The sequence below is a fragment of the Spirosoma sp. KCTC 42546 genome, assembly GCF_006965485.1.
GTDB lineage: Bacteria > Bacteroidota > Bacteroidia > Cytophagales > Spirosomataceae > Spirosoma.
Genome location: NZ_CP041360.1, coordinates 1,354,988 through 1,377,054, shown reverse-complemented (window position 1 = coordinate 1,377,054; position 22,067 = coordinate 1,354,988). Strand labels below are relative to the sequence as shown.

Here is a 22,067-nt window from a genome sequence, read left to right as displayed (position 1 = left end):
ATGGGAGACACTCAGCTCAAATAGATTTTAATTACATTCGCTCCGGGACAGGTTCACGAACATAGTTATCTAGTTCAATTAACTCCAAACTAAGCTAATTAAGCGTAAAATTAATTGGCAGATTATACTTGACGCGAACAGCCTGCCCCCGTTGCATACCCGGGTTCCATTTTCCACTTGTAGCTTTTACCACTCGCAGGGCTTCCTGATCGGTACCGAATCCAATACCTTTCAACACCTGGGCATCTACAACGCTGCCATCGGTATCGATAACGAAACTTATAAATACCCTTCCCTGCACTTTGGCTCGCTGAGCATCGGGCGGATAGTGCAACGTACTACTTAAAAACTGGCCCAGGGCCTGCATGCCGCCCTTAAATTCGGGCTGCTTCTCCACAACCGTATAATACAGTACGTTCCCCTCCGCCGATAAGGCTTTACCACTTCGGGAAATACCTTTATCATACTCTTCTTCGTAGGAATAGGACCCATCTGCATAGCGACCCTGCCAGACACCTTGCTTGAAGCCATTTACGTAGCTTCCCTGTTCAATATAGGTTGTGCGTTTGGTAGTATCTGCATACGATCGTGTATCACGTCGATAGATAGCCCGGCCATTTCCATCTTTTACAAGCTGATGCCCTGTACTGTCCCAAAAAGACAAAACATGATCAGGCGTGAGAGATTCCGTAGGTTTTGGCTTGGCGATGGCTCTAATTTGTTGGACCTGCCCGTTGGAATACCAGGCGGTAGCCACATATTTCTCCTCGTATTCTTCAATCTTTTCGGATACAGCCCCATTCGGGTGGTAATTTAATTCGGTACCGGAACGCCTGCCGTTCTGAAAATACGCCTGCCGAAGTAAAGCGCCTTTATCATCTACACTAATCAATAATCCATCCCATTGAATAATACCATTCTGATAACCAATCAGATACCCTGTTTTTCCTGATGCTCCCGGAATGCTATTCGGTTTCTGGACAAGCGGTATCCGTCGTTCTTCTTTCCAGGCATTTCCTTTGGCTTTGTAAAGCACAATATCACCGGTGGGTATTCCTGCCGAATCAATTGGCATGATTTGCTTGTAACGTGCCTTCGTACTGTCAGTGAGCAGTTTATCCTCCGAATCGAAGTAACTGATCCGGGCACCATTCTCATACATAAATGGTGGATTGGGTTTGAAGGTAATCGGAATATTAACCTGCTGTCGAACAGGTTTACCACCTTTATAGGCAGGTTTCCAGGCATTGAACAGACTGAATACACGCGCAGCTTCACGATCGCAGTCCGGTCGGAATGAATTAATAATTTTCACATTGGATATGGTACCATCCGGCTCCACGATCCCATTTACGATCACTCGGCCACCAATGCCTTTCGCTTCCGCAGCTAGGGGCTTTCGAAGATTTGCCTGAAGAAATGTGGCCATGTAAGGCATACCACCCCGAGGTTCTGCTGCGCTATCAGTCTCAAATTCCTGATAAATAGTGGACTGGGCGTTTGCAAAGGATACAGCAAAAAGAAGAAATAAGATCGGCCAAAGTTTCATAACGAATGGATAGATGAATCGTTTGAAATATATGAACTATCTGTAGTGAAGTCAAAACCGAAAAGGAGTTTATAGGAAACGGTAACCCGATGGCAGCCAATTCTCCATCTACAGAGACAGTCAAAGCACTGGTTCAGAATTATTTATCTTAGTAGAGCGTAAAATTAATTGGCATATTGTATTTAACCGGGACTCTACGCCCCCGCTGCATCCCTGGTGTCCAGTACCCACTCATTTTCTGAACAACCCGAACCGCTTCCCGGTCCAGGGAAGGGTGGACGCTCTTAAAGACTTCATAATCACAGAGTGTTCCATCGGCACAAACTACGAAGCTTACAAACACCTTACCCTGCGCTCCACTTCGCTGGGCATCTGCCGGATAACCTAACGTTTTTTGCAGAAACTCGCTCAGTCCTGGCATTCCCCCTGAAAATTTTGGCTGTTGCTCTAACTCGTCATAGCGTACCGTATCTGCTCCTGCTGAATAGGCTTTACCAGTCTGAAAAATACCCTTATTGTAGTGTTCTTCATAAAAGTAAGACCCATCCCCGTAGCGGCCAGTCCACATTCCTTGCTTAGTACCATTTTGGTAGGCTCCCTGCTCTACATACGAAGTCTGGCGAATTGTGTCGCTGTTCGATTTTACACGTTGTGTAAGGCTGGCCCAACCATTACCCTCTTTAACCATCTGGCGGCCAGTGCTATCCCAAAGCCCGGTCATAAAATCAGAAACAAGTGCATTTGACAGTACACGTGTGTTTGTTTGCTGAACTTGTTTTATCTGACCATTCGGGTACCAGGATGTCATCGTTTTTTTGGTATCCGCATATTCCTGCTTTTCGGCCACCATTCCACTAGTATAATACACAACCTGCTCCCCACTCAGTTTACCATCCGTATAGTGCGCTTCCTGCATAAGCTTACCTGTCTGATTAACGGTATAAACATAGCCGTTCCAGTTTCGAACTGCACTTTGATACCCAATCGAATAAACAGGTCGCCCGGAAGAACTAGGCTGGCCTTTCTTTTCACGCACAAAGGGATCACGATACGATTCATCCCAAACCTTACCATCTTTTTTATAAAGCACTAGATCATCAGTAGGTAACCCGTTAGTATCCAAAGGCATGATTTGCCTGTAGACTATCAGGTCGCTCCCAACAGGAACCGGCTGTTTATTGGCATCAAAATAGGCAACCATAGTACCTTTCTGATAGATAAACGGTGTATTCGGCTTGAAAACGACTGGAATACTCACCTGCTGCCGAACAATTTGCCCGCCTTTCTGGGCTGGCTTCCAAACTCTGAATAAATTAACGACTCGCATAGCCTCCCGATCGCAGTCGGGACGAAGGCTTTTTATGGTTGTCAAGTTCGACACGTGACCATCTGGCTCCACAACACCACTAAGTACAATTACACCGCCCTTACCCTCAGCTTCGGCTTGTATAGGCTTTCGTAAATTTGCCTGAAGAAATGTATTAAAGGTCGTTATACCTCCACGTGGTTCAGCTGCGCTATCAACCTCAAACGATTGATAGACATTCTGTTGAGCAATAACTGATGTGTAACCGAGAAGAAGAATAGATAGAAGCCAGGTTTTCATAACGGGAATACGATGTGAGATCGGCCCTAAATTATGAAAACGATTTGTTCTATGACAAAGCAGAGGCTGTTTTTATAGCAAATCCAAGCCTAATGACAACCGCTCCACACCAGCGGCTACCAGTTCTTCCATCTGCTGCTCCGTGGCCCCATCGACCACGAGTTTAACACCGACTGAGCGGGGCACGAATTCCCGAAATAGAAGAGATTGACTATGGTTGTAAAGTTGGCCAGATAAATCGGGAACAAACCCGGTGGCATTTTTGATAAAATCAGCTCCGGTATCAGCCGCAAGTTTGATCATTTTCTTCGCCTGTTCGGGATCGAGCAGGGCAGTTTCCAGAATGACGGTAAAGAATTTTTCCTGCGCATGAACCAGCGCAACGAGTTTGGCCAGTTCAATTTTCAGCCAGACAGAAATGGGTGAAAACAAAGCCGATGTGTTCAGGACAACTTCAATTTCGCTGGCTCCGTCTTTTAAGGCCCACTCTATTTCGGTTTGTTTGGCTTCGGTACGCTGGTAGCCAAACGGATAACCTATCACCGTAGCGAGAACAGCCGGGTGGGTATCGCCCAATTCGCGCCGAAATTTCTTCACCCAAAACGGCGCTACGGTCAGGCCAGCCATTCCTAACTGTGTCACCTCATCGAGCGCTTCATACTGCTCATTGAGCGTCACGCCAGGGTGCAACAACGTTCGCTCGATGTAGGGGAAGAGGTGATTCATAGAAATCAAAAGAGCGAAAGAACGAATGAGTGAAAGAGTGAATTGCCATTGCAAGGTTTATTCACTCTTTCACTCATTTATTCTTTCGCTCTTTAAATTTAAGAGTTAAAATACTTCAGCTTGATCACTTCCTTAGGATCGAGGAAGCGCCATTTACCGCGGGGCAACTCCTTCTTCGTCAAACCGGCAAAGGTGGTACGGTCCAGCTTGGTAACCTCGTAACCGAAATTCTCAAACATCCGGCGCACAATGCGATTTCGGCCGGAGTGGATTTCAATGCCAACTACATATGCATCGGGTGTAACAATGCTGAGTGCATCCGGCTTGATAGGGCCATCTTCGAGTTCAATGCCTTTTTTAATGGCTTCGAAGTGTTCGTCTGTAATCGGCTTGTCCAGCTCTACCTGATAGATTTTACGAATGTTGTTAGATGGGTGCGTTAGTTTATCAGCCAGTTCGCCGTCGTTGGTCAGGAGCAACAGACCCGTTGTGTTACGGTCTAAACGGCCTACCGGATACATGCGGAAATTACCTGCATCGGCAACCAGTTCCATAACCGTTTTGCGTTCTTCGGGATCTTCGGTCGTGGTGATGTAGTCCTTCGGCTTATTCAGCAGAACGTACACAAAGCGCTCTGGATTCAGCACTTTGGTGCCGTACTTAACCGTATCGCCCTCTTTGACTTTATAGCCCATCTCGGTCACGATTTTGCCGTTTACCGAAATATCGCCTTGTGCAATAAGTTCATCCGCTTCCCTACGGGAGCAAACACCCGAATTGGCAATGTATCGGTTTAAGCGCGTCAGGCCATCGTTACGAGTACCCTCATGACGAGGCCCTTCATTACGCGGTGTGTCATTGCGGGGTCCTTCATTACGGTCGTTGGATGCTCCGCGCTTAGTTGTGCCATTCTCACCTTTGCGTTCTCCACGGCGTTCATCCGTACGTTCCCGACGGGGATAGGCATTTTCACGAGCCTGTTCCAGATTATAGTTTGGGGCTTTGGTGAAATTTCCGGTCCGGCGGTCACTGGAATCTTTACGTTGCTGACCCGAAAAACGAGATTCTCCCGCTGGCCGGTCGTCCTCGCGGGAACCACGGTCCCGGCGATCACTGCCGCGCTGATCGTCGTTGCCAAAGCGATTGCGTTCATCGGCTTCCCGGTTAAAACCACCTACCCGTTTGAAGGTTGGTTTAGAGGATCCGCCATCTCGTGAGAAACGGGATGGTTTGTCAAACTGGCCTTTTCGGGCATTATCGCGGGGTCCACCCTCCCGATTAAAACGGGGAGCGCCGTCCGGGCGATTGTTGTCGCGCGTGGGCCGACCGCGCTCAGGTCGTTCGGTGCCTGTACGTTCAAATCGCGGGCGTTCTTCACGGTTGGAACGTGTTCTACGGCCTTCTTCATCCCGATTCGTAGGTCGGCGGGGTGTATCATCGCCAGGGCGGCTGGTAGGGCGACTCCGCTCCTCATCGGAACGAGCGGGTCTGGAAGGGCGTTCGTCCCGACTGAACCGATTATCAGTCCGTTCCCGATCAAAGCGAGGGCGTTCATCGGAACGGTTCGTATCTCTTGAGTTACTGTCTTTATTGAAACGAGGACGGTCGTTTGACGGTCGGTCGAAACGCTCTGGCCTTGAGCCAGCCCCGCCCGTTTCCCGGCGACGGTCGCCCGTGTTACGATCATTCGGACGGGAACTTCCGTTCGGGGAACTTCCGTTCCGGGAATCACTATTCCGAGAGTCGTTATCCCGGCCAAAGCGAGGTGGTCCAGCCGGACGCTCATCTTGACTTCGGCGATCGTTTGATTCTCTATTGAAACGGGGAGCGCCAGATGGGCGGTCATCGCGATCCCGGCGTTCGAATTTAGTGTCCTTTGGTTTAGCCGAATCGTCTGTACGGCTACGGTTAAAACGTGGTTGTCCGGCACCTGTGCCGTTGCGGTCGCGGCCATCATCCCGACGGCCAAAAGAACGTGGCTCACCATCACGGCGCGGTTCGTTCTGCTCTGAATCCTGATTCATGGAAAAGTACAGTAAATCGTCTGTTTGTATGTATAAATAATGCTGACAATCAGCATCCTTATTGGGGCAAGTGCAAAATGGGCTACAAAGGTAGGGGTTTTCAAGATAACCCGGCTATACCCCGTTTTCTCCAAACGCTTTTTATCGGAAAAACAATCCATGATCGTTGTCGGACGTTAGTCAATACGTAAAGTCGCAGTTTGAAAACAGCTCACTATCGACTATGGATTATTGACTTCTTCCTTTATGTCCCATCCAACACGAACACCGCTTTATGCACCCGACCGCCGGACTACTGCACAGTCTCTTATGAAACGGTATATGGACTGGCTATTTATAAAGAAAGGTTTGTATTTCCGGGATTATGACGACCTGTGGGATTGGTCGGTAACAGACCTGGAAGATTTCTGGGAAAGTATCTGGCAATTTTTCGATGTACAAAGTCATACGCCTTATGGTCAGGTAATTTTCAGGCCTAATCGGGAAGATATGATTGGCACGGAATGGTTCTCGGGTGCTACACTCAATTATGCCGAACACATTTTCCGGCACAAACCCACCCAGGGCCGTGGCGACAAATCTCCTGCCTTACTGTTTGCTTCGGAACGGCAGCCACTACTAGCAGTATCCTGGGAGAGTCTGGAACAGCAGGTTTTGGCTCTGGCAACGTACTTTCGGCAACAGGGTATTGGTGTGGGCGACAGGGTGGTGGCTATGTTACCGAACATTCCGGAAGCCGTTGTTGCCTTTCTGGCGACAACCAGCATCGGCGCCGTCTGGTCAAGCTGCTCCCCTGATTTTAGTACAGATGGGGCCTTAGACCGGTTCCGTCAACTATCGCCAAAAGTCTTGCTAGCCGCTGATGGGTATGTTCATAATGGCTTCGACATTGACAAAACGGGCACGATCAGTGAATTATGTAGTCGTTTACCTACCCTTCAGCACCTAATTTGGGTACCCTACTTAAATCCTGATGGTAAATTTGTCGAGAAAAAACCGGTTAAAACCAGTCTCTGGGCTGATATTCTAACCCTAGAAACACCAGACGAATTACTATTTGAACCCGTTCCTTTTCATCATCCAATCTGGGTTCTGTATTCATCGGGTACAACGGGCAAGCCTAAAGCCATTACCCATAGTGTAGGCGGTTGTCTGCTTGAGCATCTGAAAGCGCTGGCGCTGCATCAGGATGTACGCATGGGCGATCGCTATTTCTGGCATTCCAATACAAGCTGGATGATGTGGAATTTTGCCGTTGGTGCTATGCTGGTTGGCGCTACCCCCGTTCTCTACGATGGCGCAGCTGGTTATCCGGATTTGAATGCGCTCTGGAAACTAGCCGACGACGCCCGAATCAATCATTTTGGCAACGGAGCAGCTTATTATATGGCTTGTCTGCGAGCCGGATTGAAACCTATCGATACAGCCAAACTGACTCATCTCCGAACTATCAGCTCAACTGAGTCGTCTCTACCGCCAGAGGGTTTTCAATGGATTTATGAGTCGGTCAAACCAACGGTCTGGCTCACGGCACTCAGTGGAGCTACTGATATTTGCAGCAGTTTTGTTGGAAGCAATCCACTCCTGCCTGTTTACGAAGGCGAAATCCAGTGCCGATGGTTGGGCTGCAAAGTCGAAGCGTTTGATGAAGAGGCAAAACCGGTACGGGGAAAATTAGGTGAAATGGTTGTTCTGGAGCCCATTCCCTCTATGCCTGTTTATTTCTGGAACGATCCTTCAAACACGCAATACCGCAAGAGTTATTTTGATGAATACCCCGGCTTTTGGTGGTCTGGCGATTACATACGAATTACAGAGCGGAACGGCATTGTTATTCATGGGCGTTCTGGTGCAACGCTGGATCGTACCGGCTTGCGCATTGGCACCAGTGAAATTTATAATGCGGTTGAAGGTCTGACCGAAATTGCAGATAGCTTAGTGGTAGGGTTGGAGCAACCGGGCGGGTCATATTTTATGCCCCTGTTTGTAGTTATGCAAACTGGCTTCTCACTGACCGACGAGCTGGTTACTCGTATTAAACATACCCTACAAACCCAATTGAGCGCCCATCACGTACCCGACGCTGTTTATGCCATTTCGGAAGTACCCTATACAATTAGCGGGAAGAAGCTTGAATCATCCGTCAGAAAAATTCTGGCAGGTATGGATATATCATTGGCAACCAGCAAGGATACGCTTCGTAATCCAGCTGCCTTAACGCAATTTGCCGAGTTCATTAAGTAAGTTGATTTCAGCACTTCCAACAGCGGAACTAAATAAGGTCCACCTATTGAGTTAGATGGACCTTATTTAGTTGTAAATCCTTACCGGTTGTATAGTTGCGAATATAGGCGCTGTATTTTATCTCGACTTCGTTTCAGCCTCATTTTAACCGTACTTGGGTTGAGATTATAGCGTTCGGCAATTTCATTAATACTTAACTCCTCTTCATACTTAAGCTGTAAAAGAGCCCGTTCATTAGGAGCAAGTTTTGCCAGTATATGGTTAATCAATTGAAGTGTTTCTTCATGTAGCTGGGTCTCTTCAGGCTCAGGAATACTCTGATTAAGTTCCTCCTCAATCGGGATAAAATTAGTGCGTTTGGCTACGCGAATCTGATCAGAGCAGTAGTTATAGGAAATGGCATATAACCAGGTCGAAAAACTTGACCGTTCCTGAAAAGCCTCTAATCGGTTAAATACCTTTAAAAAAATGTCATGCGTAAAATCTTCAGCTTTCAACGGGTCTTTCGTCATCGATAGACATCGACGATAAACCTTATTAACGTAGCGATTGTAAAGCGTCTCGAAACAGTGACTGGGCTGACCAGAAAGGTACTGACGAATCATCTCCTCATCGCTTATTGAATCAGTCATAATAGTTTAGATTAACACCCCTGGGTTAGGTATTTTAACTGAAAAGTTACATAGAATGCTCCCTACTCAGCTACTTAAGCCCCTGAAAATATATTAAGCGGTGGTTAATCTAATTGCAAAAGAAGAATAGTTATATTTTATGCATTATAAAGCCAGTTCCATTAAAGGGGTTATATGAAATGAATCCAATTTTAGCCGACCGAGTTTCGGACTGCGAGAGCAGAATATAGGTTCGCTTGCCCATACCTAGACGGTTGTTCCTGTAGCTTAAAGAAACTCTGATAACCAAGGCGTTCAACCAGATTGCGGAGGGAATTATAGCTGAGTGGATAGGGAACCCAGGGTACTTGAGGGCGATCGGTGTCATACTCGACAATCAGTAAATAACTCGTTTTTGTTACATACTGACTCATTTTTTCCAGAAAGGCCGTCTGGTTTAAAACATAATGGAGTGAGTTAGCCATTAGGAATCCATTGATTTGCTGAAATGGGAGTTCATCATCCAGAAAATTAACCACATGCGTTTCAATCTTTACCTGATTGTACACAGCCGGAATAGCCTTTAGGGCATCTTTGTTGGTATCAATGGCATAGATCGTACTGCCAGGCTGTAGCAAACCCGCCAGAGCAAGTGTAAAGGTACCACTACCAGCTCCCAAATCAGCCCAACTCGTTTTACTTCCTGTCTCTATATAGTTATTCCGCAGTAGATCAGAAGCCTGTGCTGATGTCATGGTATTGCGTGATTTACGACGAACAACTTACACAAAAGACTACACCAGCAAATTCCGTATCTGCTAATGTAGTCTTTTGTGTAACTACAGAGGCACAGAGAAATGATTTAAAAACTCTGTGTTCTCTGTGCCTCTGTGGTTAACTAAAAAAGTTTAATTCCGCAATGCCTTACCGCCTGTCAGCAGGCTCTGAATCCGCTCCAGCGTTTTCTTTTCGCCGGTCAGGGACAGGAAGGCCTCCCGTTCCAGATCGAGCAGGTATTGCTCCGAGACATTTTGTGGACTGCTTAAATCGCCACCGCAAATAACGTAGGCCAATTTATCGGCAATTTTTCGGTCGTGATCTGAAATGTAGCGGCCCATATGCATGGCCGTAACACCCGCCCGGAACAACGCAATACCCGTTTTACCCTGCACTTTAATATCGGTGCGTGGCTTGGGTTGCGTGTAACCATTGTCGGCCAGTTCGATAGCCGCTTGTTTAGCTTCGGCGAGCAGGCGGCTACGGTTCAGTACAATCTGGTCGGTTGCGCGGAGGTAGTTCATTTCGCGGGCTTCCTGTGCCGACGTTGACACCTTCGCTGTAGCGATATTCATGAACACGTTTTGCAGGATATTCAACTCGGGATCGCCGGTTTGGTACAGATCCGATGCACGAGCGGCCATTTCTTTTGTACCGCCACCAGCCGGAATCAGACCAACGCCTACTTCCACTAATCCAATATAGCTTTCGGCATGGGCAACAACACGGTCGGCATGAAGAACGGCTTCGCAACCACCACCGAGTGTTAGGGTATGCGGAGCTACGATAACGGGAACAGATGAGTATCGAATACGCGCAATCAGTTTCTGGAACTGCGCAATCATCAGGTTCACTTCGTCGAACTCCTGCTCAACGGCAAACATGAACAGCATGGCCAGATTGGCACCGGCTGAGAACGCTTCGGTTGAGTCATTACCCACAACCAGTCCCCGGAAGTCCTTCTCTGCCAATGCAATACCTTTGTTCAAGGCTTCGGAAACTTCCTGTCCGAAAGTGTTCATTTTGCTCCGAAATTCCACGTTCAGGATACCATCGCCGAGGTCAACGATATTGGCACCCGAATTTTTCCAGACGATATTATTGCTGAGGTTTTCCAGAATGGTAAACGTTTCCACACCCGGAATAACCTTGTAGCTTTTCGTTGGAATATCGTAATATTTACGTTTGCCGTTTTCAACTTTATAGAATTGATCGAAGCCCGCGTCGAGCATGTCGTACACCCACTGCGCGGGTTTCTGGCCGAACGATTCAATCAGTTCAACTCCTTTCTTAACGCCAATGGCATCCCAGGTTTCAAATAAGCCCAATTGCCAGCCGAAACCAGCGGTAATGGCCGCATCGATCCGATAGAGCTCGTCCGAAATTTCGGGAATACGATAAGTGGCATACCGGAACCCATCGGCAAAGGTTTGTCGATAAAACTCACCTGCTTTGTCTTTACCAGCGATCAATACCGGAAAACGCTTTTTGAGGTTATCTATGGCCTTCGTACTTTCCAGCGTCGCAAAGCGGATGGCCGCCCCCGTTCCCTTTCCAGAAGGCTTGTATTCGTAGGTTTTCAGGTCGAGCGCCAGAATCTGGGTTTGGCCTTTCTCGTCCTTTGTCTTCTTGTAATAACCCTGGCCGGTTTTATCGCCGAGCCATTTGTTTTCCATCAACTTCTGCACCGAAGCGGGCAACTCAAACGAGGCACGGGACTCGTCGTGCTCCATTTTAACCAGATTCCCCGCCACATTGGCCGTCGTATCCAAGCCCACCACATCCGACAATCGGAACGTTCCCGACTTCGGACGGCCCACGACAGGACCCGTAAGTTTGTCTACTTCTTCTACGGTCAATCCCAGATTTTCGGCCACCCGGATGGTTTGGATCAGCGACTGAATACCGAGTCGGTTAGCAATGAAACCGGGCGTGTCTTTGCACAAAACGGTCGTTTTGCCCAGGTACAAATCGCCGTAGTTCATCAGGAAATCAATAACGGCAGGATCGGTATCGGGGCCGGGAATGATTTCAAGTAAACGCAGGTAACGTGGCGGATTGAAGAAGTGCGTTCCGCAGAAATTCCGACGGAAGTCTTCGCTACGCCCTTCAGCCAGCAGGTGCATGGGTATACCTGATGTATTTGAGGTGATCAGCGTACCAGGCTTACGAAACTGCTCAACACGCTCGTAAACAGACCGTTTTATATCCAAGCGTTCGACCACAACCTCAATTATCCAGTCGAAAGTGGCAATGTCTTTCAGGTTATCATCGAAATTCCCCAGTTTAATACGGTCGGCGAATTTAGGGCTGTACAGTGAAGCTGGACTGGCTTTCAGCATCGTCTGGAACGCATCCGTAACAATCCGATTTCGAACCAGCGGACTAGCCGTTGTTAAGCCTTTAGCCTGTTCGAGCTCGTTGGGTTCTCTCGGTACGATGTCTAACAAGAGTACATCGACACCGATGTTGGCGAAGTGAGCCGCAATACGCGAACCCATAATGCCTGACCCCAGCACAGCCACGCGCCGAATCGTACGGTTTTTGGTTTGAGGGGGGCGCCCATCCGATCTGGGTTTTTCTAAGGTAGCTTCCATGGTTTAGTTTGACTCGGTAATTGGAAGATGGATGATACAACTGGACAGTTGTAGTCCAATTTATTTGAATTAATCTAGTGGCAGCTCTTCTGGTTCAGTGGCTTTGATGCGGGCGTTTTCTTCTTCAACCATCCGGTTTATCTCTTTCATTACGTCCAGAAAGACAACCAGTTTATCGAGCGGAATTCGCTCCCGAATCATGTTGTTGAATTGAATAACGCCATCGCGGGCCATCTCGCGTTTGGCACGTCCTTCTTCGGTCAGGTAGATCCGAACAAAGCGCTTGTCGTTCCCGTCAACTTCCCGCCGAATCAGGCCGCGCTCTTCCAGATTTTTCAGCATTCTGACCAACGAACGGGGCTCCATTCCCAGTAGCGGCCCAATTTTGGTGGCCGGGGTTCCTTCTTCCAGATCAATATTAAGCAGCACATAGCCGATCGCCATCGTGATGTCGAAGCGGGCTGCATAGGCGTTATACATGCGCGAAATGGCATGCCAACCCCATTTTATGTGAAAATCAACCGTTTTCTCCTTTTTCATGATCGATGTCGTCCTGTTCTCATCAGGACGTAAATCTACCACTTTTTCACAAAAAATAGTATGCGTGCATACCAATTATCTGAACCGGGATTTTTGTGATTTCACTGACCGACTGTGATTTTGTATTTCGGCAAGGTCGAATGGACTAATAAAATCATAGTCAGTCAATAAAATCATAAAAATCCCGGTTCTGACTTACTCCGCCACCAGCTTATCCACCAGCCGGTTGAATTCTTCTATGTATTGGTCGTAGTATTTACCGGTGCCGGGGCCGGAGAAACCCGTGTGAATGTGGCGCACCTGTCCTTTTTTGTCGATGAAAATAGTGGTGGGGAAAGCGACAACCGCATTTAGATCGGGTAATGCTTTGGAGGCCTGTGCTTTGTCGTTCGTTCCAGCCAGCACGACTGGGTAATCAATCTTGAAGCGTTGTTTCATCCGCTCGATTTTTGGCCCCGAGATGCTCATTTCCGGCGACCGCTCGAACGACAAGCCGACGAGTTCTACGCCCCGACTCTTGTTCTTTTTATACCACGGACTCATGAAATTAGTCTCGTCCATGCAGTTCGGGCACCAGGAACCCATGATCTGCACAATGGTCACTTTGTTTTTGAAACGGGCATCGGATAGGGAAACAATGTTTCCGTTTGGTTCAGGAAATGAGGCATTGAGCGTTTTTGAACCCGGTTTCAGATAGGTAAGCTTAGCCGGATCAGGCAATTCAGCCTTCGGATCGAAGTGAGCTACCCAGGCTTCGTAACCGGCAATACCAGCCCATAAACCACCTTTGAGGGTTTTGGTAGCCGGGTCATGTTTGGCTTTAAATAAATAGACGTGCGAGCCATCGAAACAGGATAAAAACAGGCTGTCGCCAATAACACTTCCCGACAGATAGCGATAATCGCCGGTGGGCGTCAGGAACGTACCACTCAGGCGGCTACCTTTCTGATCAAATACCCCCACCGCGTTGACCGTATCGACTTTGCCAGTTTTGCTACCAAAATCAGTGGCCCATTTGCCGGTTAGGTTGGTCGTTGCCGAAGTAGCAGCTTCTTCTTTAGGTGTAAAGCGATAACTTACACCATATTGGGCTTCAAAGGGCAACGTTTGGGGCGGCAAAGCAACTCGCCGTCTACGATATACACCCCGGAGCGTATTACCGTCTATCTTTGCAACTAATTCCGATTCAAACAGGGCCATCGGTATCCGTAACGAGTCGCCCTCAATGGTGGCGGGGTCCATCGGAAGTCGTTCGTTGCCATTGAGCGCAAACACGGTGTAGGTCCTGGGGCTATTCGCTGCTGGCTTAATATCCAGCCCGAACGGTAAGTCGCCCCCGCGGGTTTTCAGAACAGCCCGGTATTGGCCAGGCTTAAACGGAACCGGCGATTGACCGGAACAAACAACAGGCATCGATAAGAGCGTACTGACAACAAGAGGAAGAAGGTTCTTCATTTTTTTATGATTAAGACTGAATTCAGGTTGTACATGATAGCAGTGCATCAATGCCCAAATTAACGACTACTAAAGAAGGTTAGTTTCTAAATGACTCAATACCACGAACCTGTTTTATTACAAGCCTGCATTGATGGGCTGAATTTGCAACCCGGCGGCACTTACGTTGATATTACGTTTGGTGGCGGAGGGCATAGTCGCGAAATTCTTAACCAGTTGGAAGGCGGAAAATTATTCGGCTTCGACCAGGATGCCGATGCCCGCGCCAACGCCCAGGCCATTGGCGATCCCCGATTAACATTTGTTGCCTCGAATTTTCGGAATATCAAACGCTATCTGCGACTCTATAAAGCGGAGCAAGTGGATGGTATTCTGGCCGATCTGGGCATTTCGTCGCACCAGATCGACACGCCCGAGCGAGGATTTTCGACCCGCTTCGACGCCGACCTCGACATGCGTATGAACCAAAACGCCGACCGCACCGCCCGGCAGGTTGTCAATGAGTATTCGGAACCGGAGCTGCATCGAATTCTGGGCATGTATGGTGAGATTACCAACGCCCGAACGGCTGCAGCCGCCCTTGTATCCGCCCGTTCGAATCGGCCACTTAAAACGGTGAACGACCTAAAGGCAGCGCTGCAACGGTATGCACCACGTGGCAAAGAGAACAAGTACTTCGCGCAGGTATTTCAGGCCCTGCGGATTGAGGTAAACGAAGAATTACAGGCGCTGGAAGAGTTTTTAGAACAGGTGCCAGACATTCTGAAACCAGGCGGACGACTGGTCGTTATGTCGTATCACTCACTCGAAGATCGGTTGGTGAAGAATTTCATTAATAAGGGTAAATTTCAGGGTGAAGTCGAGAAGGATTTGTTTGGGAACGACCTCAAACCGTTGCAATCCTTAACCCGCAAACCTGTTGAAGCCACGCCCGAGGAAATTGCCCGAAACCCCCGCGCCCGAAGTGCCAAACTGCGCATTGCCGAGAAGATTTAAGCAGGCATTTTTTTATTGGCTACCGACTCAGTAGTTTTGAAACCCATTACCCGGATTCGTTTACTTATTTACGCTTATGTTAGCCAAAACTTTTGGTGGAGCCGTTTATGGTGTTAATGCCAGTTTGATCACCATTGAAGTCGTTGTTGCTCAGGGTCTGCATTTTCATTTGGTCGGCCTGCCCGACAGTGCCGTAAAAGAAAGCGAGCAGCGCGTTGAAGCCTCATTGAAGTTCTTCGGTTACCGAATGCCCCGCCAGAAAGTGGTGGTTAACCTCGCTCCTGCCGACATTCGGAAAGAAGGGTCCGCCTACGATCTGCCAATTGGGCTTTGCGTTCTGCAAGCCTCCGAACAAATCACAACTACCCGTAGTCTGGAAGAGTACGTCATTATGGGTGAGCTGGCTCTCGATGGTACACTGCGGCCAATCAAAGGCGTATTACCCATTGCCATCGAAGCGCGTAAACAAGGATATAAGGGTTTTGTCCTCCCTGTCGAAAACGCTCAGGAAGCGGCTATTGTCAATAATCTGGATGTTATTGGCGTAAAAACCATGCAGGATGCCATCGAGTTTTTCGAAGGCAAGAAAGACATCGAACCATTGGTTAGCGATACCCGCGACCTGTTCATGAGCCAGATTAACGCCTACGAAGTCGATTTCTCGCATGTGCAGGGTCAGGAGAATATTAAGCGGGCGATGGAAATTGCGGCTGCGGGTGGCCATAATGTGATTATGATTGGGCCACCGGGGGCAGGTAAAACCATGTTAGCCAAACGATTGCCAACTATTTTGCCGCCCTTATCTTTACAGGAAGCACTGGAGACAACCAAGATCCATTCGGTAGCCGGTAAGCTCGGAGCCCGCGCTACCCTGATTGCAACCCGACCGTACCGAAGTCCCCATCACACGATTTCAGATGCCGCATTAGTTGGTGGAGGTAGTTTCCCGCAACCGGGCGAGATCTCATTAGCGCACAACGGGGTGTTATTCTTAGACGAATTACCCGAGTTTAAACGCTCCGCGCTGGAGGTTATGCGCCAGCCGCTCGAAGATCGAAAAGTGAGTATCTCACGGGCGAAATGGGCCGTTGAGTTCCCTGCCAGTTTTATGCTCATTGCCAGCATGAACCCCTGTCCCTGCGGCTACTACAATCACCCCGAAAAAGAGTGCGTCTGTGGCGCAGGTGTCGTTCAGAAATACCTGGCCAAAATCAGCGGCCCACTCCTCGACCGGATTGATCTGCACGTTGAAGTTACTCCTGTTTCCTTCGATCAGATGACGGGCAACCGACCGGCCGAGCCCAGCGAGGTGATCCGCGAGCGAGTCATCAAGGCGCGTGAACGACAAACCACACGCTTCGTAGGCCAGGAGGGTATTTACAGCAACGCCATGATGCCTTCGCAGATGGTGAAAGAGGTGTGCGTGATCAGCGATGCGGGTCGAGCCTTACTCCGGACAGCGATGGAACGATTGGGACTCTCTGCCCGTGCGTACGACCGTATCCTGAAAGTGTCCCGCACGATTGCCGACCTAGCAGGCTCCGACGAAATCAAGATTGAACACCTCGCCGAAGCCATTCAATACCGAAGTCTGGATCGGGAGAATTGGGCGGGCTGACAATGTGTATTTTTTGACAGGATTAACAGGAGCATAGGTGAGAAAAATCCTGTTAACCCTGTCAACAAACTTTTCACTCATACGTAAACGCATTCTCCGACGGAATATACGTAATTTTCAATCCCGGCAGTTTCGGCTTCAGCCAGGGTACGAGCCATTCCATACCGGCGGCTTCACTCATGATGTGGCCCATGATAACAAGCGATACGTTCTGCCCCTGCCGTCGGGCATCCCGAACATATTCCGGCGTTTCCCATTCGCTGGATTCTCCACAGAAAATCACATCTGGTTTTACTTTTTCGATGGCCGCTATCTGGCTTCGACCGCCCGCAGCACCCGGCATGAGCAGAACGCGCTGACAACGTTGCGTCACATCGCCAACGACCCGCACCTGTTTGATACCCAGTTTCCCTTTTACATGAGTGATGAGTTGCTTCAGCGGGGTAGCGGGTAAGGTAATGATATGAGCGTCCTGCGCATCGGCATATTTCTCCCAACCTAAAGCCGTTAACATACCGGTCTGAATGCCGTCGGGGCGGTGCGAATGCCAGTAGTCGTGAAACCGCCAAAGGGCAATGCCATTTTTAGTTAGCAACTCCTGCTTGTGGCGAAAGACGGGGTCATTTTGTAGCCAATCGGTCTCATCCAAATGGTTGTAAAACGTTGGCTCGTGGGCAATGATGAAGTTCGCCCCCGCACCAATCGTTTTTTCGATCACCTCGATGGTCGCAAACATCGTCGACACGATGCCCGTCACGTTCTGCGAGGCATTGCCCGATTTCAACGTATCGACCGTTTTGGGGAAGGGCGCATTCGGGATCGTTTTAAGGATCATATCCATCACCTGGCCAACCGTAATCGACTCCTGATTCGCCCAGAGTTGCTCAGCCTGAATCAGGCCAGGGGTATTGATGAGCATAGTCGTACCTACCGCTTTGGTGAGGTTCACAACAAATTTTCGTCTTCCTGAAGTGTTTTGCATGTTCTGTATTTATGTACCCACGGGCTTTAGCCCGTGAATGATTCGTAAAAATACGGGCTAATTGATTTGAAGAAATTAACCGCCGTTTGGCTAGTCTTCAAAACCCCCAACCCCCTGAAGGGGGCTTTTCTCCCCAGCGAACTAAGCCCCCTTCAGGGGGTTGGGGGTTTTGAAAGCCCAAAAAGGACAAGTTTTATGTAGGCGGTTATTTAATGCAAATCAATAAGCCCGTGGGTACAATTTCTCAAACTACTGGCAAGCTCCACGGCTTACGGTAATGCGCTTTCACCAACTCATTGGCTTTCGAATCGCTGGTGACCGTGCTTTTGGCATCGTCCCAATATAACTTTTGGCCCAATCGATGCGCCATATTCCCCAATTGAGCATTCACCGCTACGTTTCGCCCTACCTCAACGGGGCAGTTCGTTTGCTGGCGACTTCGGATACATTCAACGAAATTCAGCGTATGTCGGTCGAGGTCTTTGCCATCGCCGTATTGCGTTGGCATGGCGGGCGTCAGGTATTTTCCGCCTTCAACTTCGGGCAGTACTTCCCACTTGCTCCGATCAATGACCACGGTGCCCTGGGTACCAATAAACGCCACGCCATGATCGCGGTCGTAGGGGCCGCGACCAATACCAATGGCGTGATCCCATGACAGGGTGAAATTCCCATAGTCGTAGAGCACTTGCATGGTATCGGGGGTTTCACCATCCTGATCCGGGTAAGCAAATCGACCACCCATCGACATCACCGACTTGGGCGTGGATACCTTCATGCCCCATAAGCCAATATCAACCATATGGGCGCCCCAGTCGGTCATCAGACCACCGGCGTAATCCCAGAAATACCGAAATGTACCGTGGAATCGATTCCGATTGAAGGGCCGTTTCGGCGCGGGACCGAGCCACATATCGTAGTCGACGCCTTCGGGAACGGGGCTGTTAGCAACCACCGGAAACGTTTTGCCATAGGGCATATAAGCCCAAGTTTTCACGGTTCGAATGGTGCCAATCTTGCCCGACTGCACATAATCGAGGGCGGCTTTCCAATGCAAGCCGCTCCGCTGCCATTGGCCTACCTGTGTAATTCGCTTGTGCTTGCGGGCGGCTGCTATCATTAAATCGCACTCTTCAATGCTATTGGCCAATGGCTTTTCGACGTACACATCTTTCCCCGCCTGACAGGCATATACCGTAGGTAAACAGTGCCAGTGATCGGGTGTTCCGACGATTACGGCATCGATATCTTTATTCTCCAGTAGCTTGCGAAAATCAGAATAGAGCGTCGCTTTCTGCCCCGACGCCATCACCGAAGGCAGTTTTGCCAGATCGGCCGCGCGTTTGTTGAGCACGTTTTGATCTACATCGCACAAGGCGATACAACGTACGCCCGGATTCTTGAGCATTGACGTCAGATCGGCCCAGCCCATACTGTTACAGCCAATCAAGCCAACCGATACGGTATCGGCAGCGGAAAACAAACGAGGTTGTGAAGCCACCATAACTTCGTTTGGGAGCAACGTAGTCAAGCCCGCACTGGCGGCTAACTGGGTTGAATTCTGGAGAAATTGTCGACGTGATTTATTCATCTGAAAAGGTCTTGAGCGTCAGGATTTAGGGAACGTAATTAAAAGGCCGCGAGCCCTTATTTCTTTGGTTTTGCCTGGGCCTTTTCTGTTTTCAGCTTCCCACTTGTAGAGACTATTGGGATCTTTTTTTGTCATTCCGACCTTAGGAGGAATCTCAAGCTTCTGTATTAGTCAAGCTTAAGATTCCTCCTAAGGTCGGAATGACAAAAAAGCAGTTTCCTTATCAAAAAGCATGAAACACCTCTTTACCACTCGCTTGCAGATTAACCCTCCTCACAGCCCCCGTACCCCGAAAACCGTAGGCAATTCCTACGATAGATACCTTCTTTTTGGGAAGAGCCGCTTCGTAGGCCAATTCACCGTTAACGTAATAGTGGAGTTGTTGCCCGTCACTTTTGCAGGATACGTGTACCCATTTTGCAAAATCAACCCCAAGCCTGGATAAATCGGTCTTTTTACCCGAAACCATCCGCGTACCATCGAGCAGTGTCAGTTCCGATACACAACCCTTGGTTGAAAGGGGTATTGTAATGGGCATATCGTCCGTGATCAGTTCGATCCAGGTTTGCTGGCAGGCAGCGGCACCCTCGCCATACTCGTTTTTCACCTCACAGCTAAACGCGAAATCGGTCAGGGGAACGGGGTCGAAATTACCGACATTGAAGTATTTCACCAGCGGGACTTCAGGCTGTAAAGCCACGTTTTTCTGCTGGATTGTTGCAACAGGCAACTGCATCCTACCCGATTCGATAAACTCGGACCGTTTCAGATAAACGGGCACGGGTTTCGTGGCAATCGTACCAAGCCAGCCATCGGTCGGAATCAGTAGAGGATGCTCCTGAACGATCTGCTTACCAACAAGCAACTTCGCCCGATAATACCCCGGTTCATAATAAATGGATGTGTACGTTTTGCCGTCTTTATCCACCAACGTTCGTAAGCGCGGGTTCCACGATTGTTGAATAGACACCGAATCGGTAGGCGACGCCGACGCATCATAGGTAAAAATAACCGAGTTGGGAAGGCCTCGAACTAGCGGTTTGCTGCTAAACCTGTATTGGCTTACATCCAGTTGGGCTGACTTTTGGTCGAACGCAACAAGGCCGATCAGGCCAATTACGACAACAAGGCCCGCCATCCAGCTAAGCGTTACCCAATTGATGGCTGATTTGGCTGGTTTTACAGGCAGATGTTCAACAGATTCTGGCGGCAAATCGGCCACCAACTGCGCCTTAAGAAATGTTCGCCAATCGGCATAACCCGCAAATTGAGCCAGTGTATTCAGGGTCGTAGTGCTGGGCAAATGCTGGTAGTCGACCCGTCCCCAGATTCGCCGTAGCGTACTGGCGCTCAATGAAACGCCGGTCTCGTCCAGAATCCGTTGCTGAAGGTTCTCAAAATCGACACTTGTCCAGGATTCACTCGCTCCCCAGTCGAGTTTTCGTTCAATAAGCTGTTTGCATCGGAGCAAATCGGTCGAATCGGAAACCATTGTAAATCAATATGATAAAACTTGAAAAATCTTGACAGGCACTTGACTTGCAGGCTAGTAAGCGGTGATGGTAGGTTTATGAACGAATCGTTAAATTCAGATAAACAACATGAGCAAGTTACTCTTTTTAAGCATTAGTTTATGGGTAAGTTTCCTTCTGCCCACAAGCGCCCAAACCCTGTATGTCGATGCCACACGAGGTAAAGATGAAGCCAACGGCACCGCTACTGATCCAGTTGCCAGTTTAGACAAAGCCGTAGCCCTGGCCCGCGATTTTACAGGAACAGAGTCCGTAACGATTAAAATCTACCCCGGTCTGTACGTGCTTCGGCAGGTGCTGGAAATCAAAACCCGTAGTTCATCGGCAGACACAGTCCGGTATAGTCTGGAAGCCGTTACGATGCCCGACGATCTCGATTGGCAACCTACGAAAATGCCTGTTATCCAATCGGTGTCGGCCGACAATTCCACTAAGCAGTTTGCGCATACAATCGGGTTTCTGGTTGCCAAAAACAACGTGAGTTTTAAGGGGCTCAAGTTTGTCGGAAATGCCAATCCTGCCGTACGTTATTATTACCCCATCACGCGGGAAGATGAAACCTTACAGGGGCTCAGCGTAAGTCAGTGTTATTTCATCGGTGAGAAGAATTCTTCGCCTATTCAGGGTGCGATCTGGGCGCACGGTGGCGGAACCCATGTTGATCACACTATTTTTTATGGGTGTAAGAATGCGCTCCTGCTTTTCAAGTCGATTACCGATTTCGCGCTGACCAACTCGATTATTTCCGGGTCTTACGAAGCTGCGGTGTGGTTCGGTCCGTACGAATCCGACTTCCTGTTTCGCAACAACATTGTTACCAATTGCGAATACGTCTGGCTCAGGGCCCCGGATACAACGCCTAAGTACACGTTCAGCAATTCGGTCATCGCGGGGAATGCGCATTACATGGGCTTTTACGGTTCCAAAGGCGCTATTGAGGCCAATGAAACGAACCAGATCGAACAGGGAGTCAAAAAAACGGGCACGATTCTGTTGAGCGAGGTAAAAACCAATGGGTTGCCACCAGATTACCTGAATCTACTGCCCCAATCGGCGGGCTACGATCTGAAAGCGGGCATTTTTAAAACCCGAAAACAGTAAGCCTTTACCTAACCTGCTACGAAACGGTACAGGCCATTTTTAATTCGATTCGGCAGGAGTGTTTTTTTCTGACAGGATTAACAGGACAAAACAGGATTTTAGGCTTTATAATCCTGTT

At 48.9% G+C, this 22,067-nt stretch carries 16 protein-coding genes; 4 read left to right on the top strand and 12 right to left on the bottom strand.

Annotated features, from left to right (window positions below; translation table 11 throughout):
• Window positions 1-94: 94 nt before the first annotated feature.
• From EXU85_RS05535 to EXU85_RS05520, 4 genes are all read right to left on the bottom strand, one after another.
• The gene (locus EXU85_RS05535) at window positions 95-1,549 is read right to left on the bottom strand and encodes a TonB family protein (RefSeq protein ID WP_142771113.1); all 1,455 of its coding nucleotides are present in this window, start codon (window positions 1,547-1,549) and stop codon (window positions 95-97) included.
• 148 nt (window positions 1,550-1,697) lie between these two features.
• Window positions 1,698-3,155: an energy transducer TonB gene (locus EXU85_RS05530; protein ID WP_142771112.1), complete on the bottom strand. Its 1,458-nt coding sequence runs from the start codon at window positions 3,153-3,155 to the stop codon at window positions 1,698-1,700.
• Between the two features lie 72 nt (window positions 3,156-3,227).
• Complete coding sequence (locus EXU85_RS05525; RefSeq protein ID WP_142771111.1) at window positions 3,228-3,881, bottom strand: deoxyribose-phosphate aldolase; 654 nt, start codon at window positions 3,879-3,881, stop codon at window positions 3,228-3,230.
• 98 nt (window positions 3,882-3,979) lie between these two features.
• Window positions 3,980-5,905 carry a pseudouridine synthase gene (locus EXU85_RS05520; protein WP_142771110.1) on the bottom strand — a complete coding sequence of 642 codons (1,926 nt, stop codon included), beginning with the start codon at window positions 5,903-5,905 and terminating at the stop codon, window positions 3,980-3,982.
• Between the two features lie 246 nt (window positions 5,906-6,151).
• Here EXU85_RS05520 and EXU85_RS05515 point away from each other — a divergent pair, with 246 nt between their 5' ends.
• On the top strand, window positions 6,152-8,149 hold the full coding sequence (locus tag EXU85_RS05515) for an acetoacetate--CoA ligase (protein ID WP_142771109.1): 1,998 nt from the start codon (window positions 6,152-6,154) through the stop codon (window positions 8,147-8,149).
• Window positions 8,150-8,229: 80 nt separating this feature from the next.
• Here the strand turns inward: EXU85_RS05515 and EXU85_RS05510 are convergent, their stop codons facing one another.
• The 5 genes from EXU85_RS05510 to EXU85_RS05490 form a co-directional block, all read right to left on the bottom strand.
• On the bottom strand, window positions 8,230-8,781 hold the full coding sequence (locus EXU85_RS05510) for an RNA polymerase sigma factor (RefSeq protein WP_142771108.1): 552 nt from the start codon (window positions 8,779-8,781) through the stop codon (window positions 8,230-8,232).
• A gap of 191 nt (window positions 8,782-8,972) precedes the next feature.
• Window positions 8,973-9,515 (bottom strand): class I SAM-dependent methyltransferase, encoded by a 543-nt coding sequence (locus EXU85_RS05505; protein WP_142771107.1) that lies wholly within the window; start codon window positions 9,513-9,515, stop codon window positions 8,973-8,975.
• A 153-nt stretch (window positions 9,516-9,668) separates the two neighbouring features.
• A complete protein-coding gene (locus EXU85_RS05500; protein WP_142771106.1) occupies window positions 9,669-12,134 on the bottom strand; it encodes a 3-hydroxyacyl-CoA dehydrogenase/enoyl-CoA hydratase family protein in 2,466 nt (821 codons plus the stop codon).
• Window positions 12,135-12,203: 69 nt separating this feature from the next.
• Window positions 12,204-12,674, bottom strand: a complete 471-nt coding sequence (locus EXU85_RS05495) for a MarR family winged helix-turn-helix transcriptional regulator (RefSeq protein WP_142771105.1) — start codon at window positions 12,672-12,674, stop codon at window positions 12,204-12,206.
• 195 nt (window positions 12,675-12,869) lie between these two features.
• Complete coding sequence (locus EXU85_RS05490; protein ID WP_210422443.1) at window positions 12,870-14,129, bottom strand: TlpA disulfide reductase family protein; 1,260 nt, start codon at window positions 14,127-14,129, stop codon at window positions 12,870-12,872.
• A gap of 90 nt (window positions 14,130-14,219) precedes the next feature.
• On the opposite strand from EXU85_RS05490, the gene rsmH reads away from it, so the two are divergent.
• The gene (rsmH, locus tag EXU85_RS05485; protein WP_142771104.1) at window positions 14,220-15,125 is read left to right on the top strand and encodes a 16S rRNA (cytosine(1402)-N(4))-methyltransferase RsmH; all 906 of its coding nucleotides are present in this window, start codon (window positions 14,220-14,222) and stop codon (window positions 15,123-15,125) included.
• Window positions 15,126-15,201: 76 nt separating this feature from the next.
• Entirely contained in the window at window positions 15,202-16,743 is a 1,542-nt protein-coding gene (locus EXU85_RS05480; RefSeq protein WP_142771103.1) for a YifB family Mg chelatase-like AAA ATPase, read from the top strand.
• 73 nt (window positions 16,744-16,816) lie between these two features.
• On the opposite strand, the gene EXU85_RS05475 is transcribed toward EXU85_RS05480, so the two are convergent.
• The 3 genes from EXU85_RS05475 to EXU85_RS05465 all read right to left on the bottom strand — a co-directional run bounded on the left by EXU85_RS05475 (window position 16,817) and on the right by EXU85_RS05465 (window position 20,808).
• Complete coding sequence (locus tag EXU85_RS05475; RefSeq protein ID WP_142771102.1) at window positions 16,817-17,725, bottom strand: Nif3-like dinuclear metal center hexameric protein; 909 nt, start codon at window positions 17,723-17,725, stop codon at window positions 16,817-16,819.
• A 244-nt stretch (window positions 17,726-17,969) separates the two neighbouring features.
• On the bottom strand, window positions 17,970-19,316 hold the full coding sequence (locus tag EXU85_RS05470) for a Gfo/Idh/MocA family protein (RefSeq protein ID WP_142771101.1): 1,347 nt from the start codon (window positions 19,314-19,316) through the stop codon (window positions 17,970-17,972).
• Between the two features lie 223 nt (window positions 19,317-19,539).
• Window positions 19,540-20,808, bottom strand: a complete 1,269-nt coding sequence (locus tag EXU85_RS05465) for a hypothetical protein (protein WP_142771100.1) — start codon at window positions 20,806-20,808, stop codon at window positions 19,540-19,542.
• Window positions 20,809-20,917: 109 nt separating this feature from the next.
• On the opposite strand from EXU85_RS05465, the gene EXU85_RS05460 reads away from it, so the two are divergent.
• The gene (locus EXU85_RS05460) at window positions 20,918-21,949 is read left to right on the top strand and encodes a right-handed parallel beta-helix repeat-containing protein (RefSeq protein WP_142771099.1); all 1,032 of its coding nucleotides are present in this window, start codon (window positions 20,918-20,920) and stop codon (window positions 21,947-21,949) included.
• The last annotated feature ends 118 nt before the right edge of the window (window positions 21,950-22,067 follow it).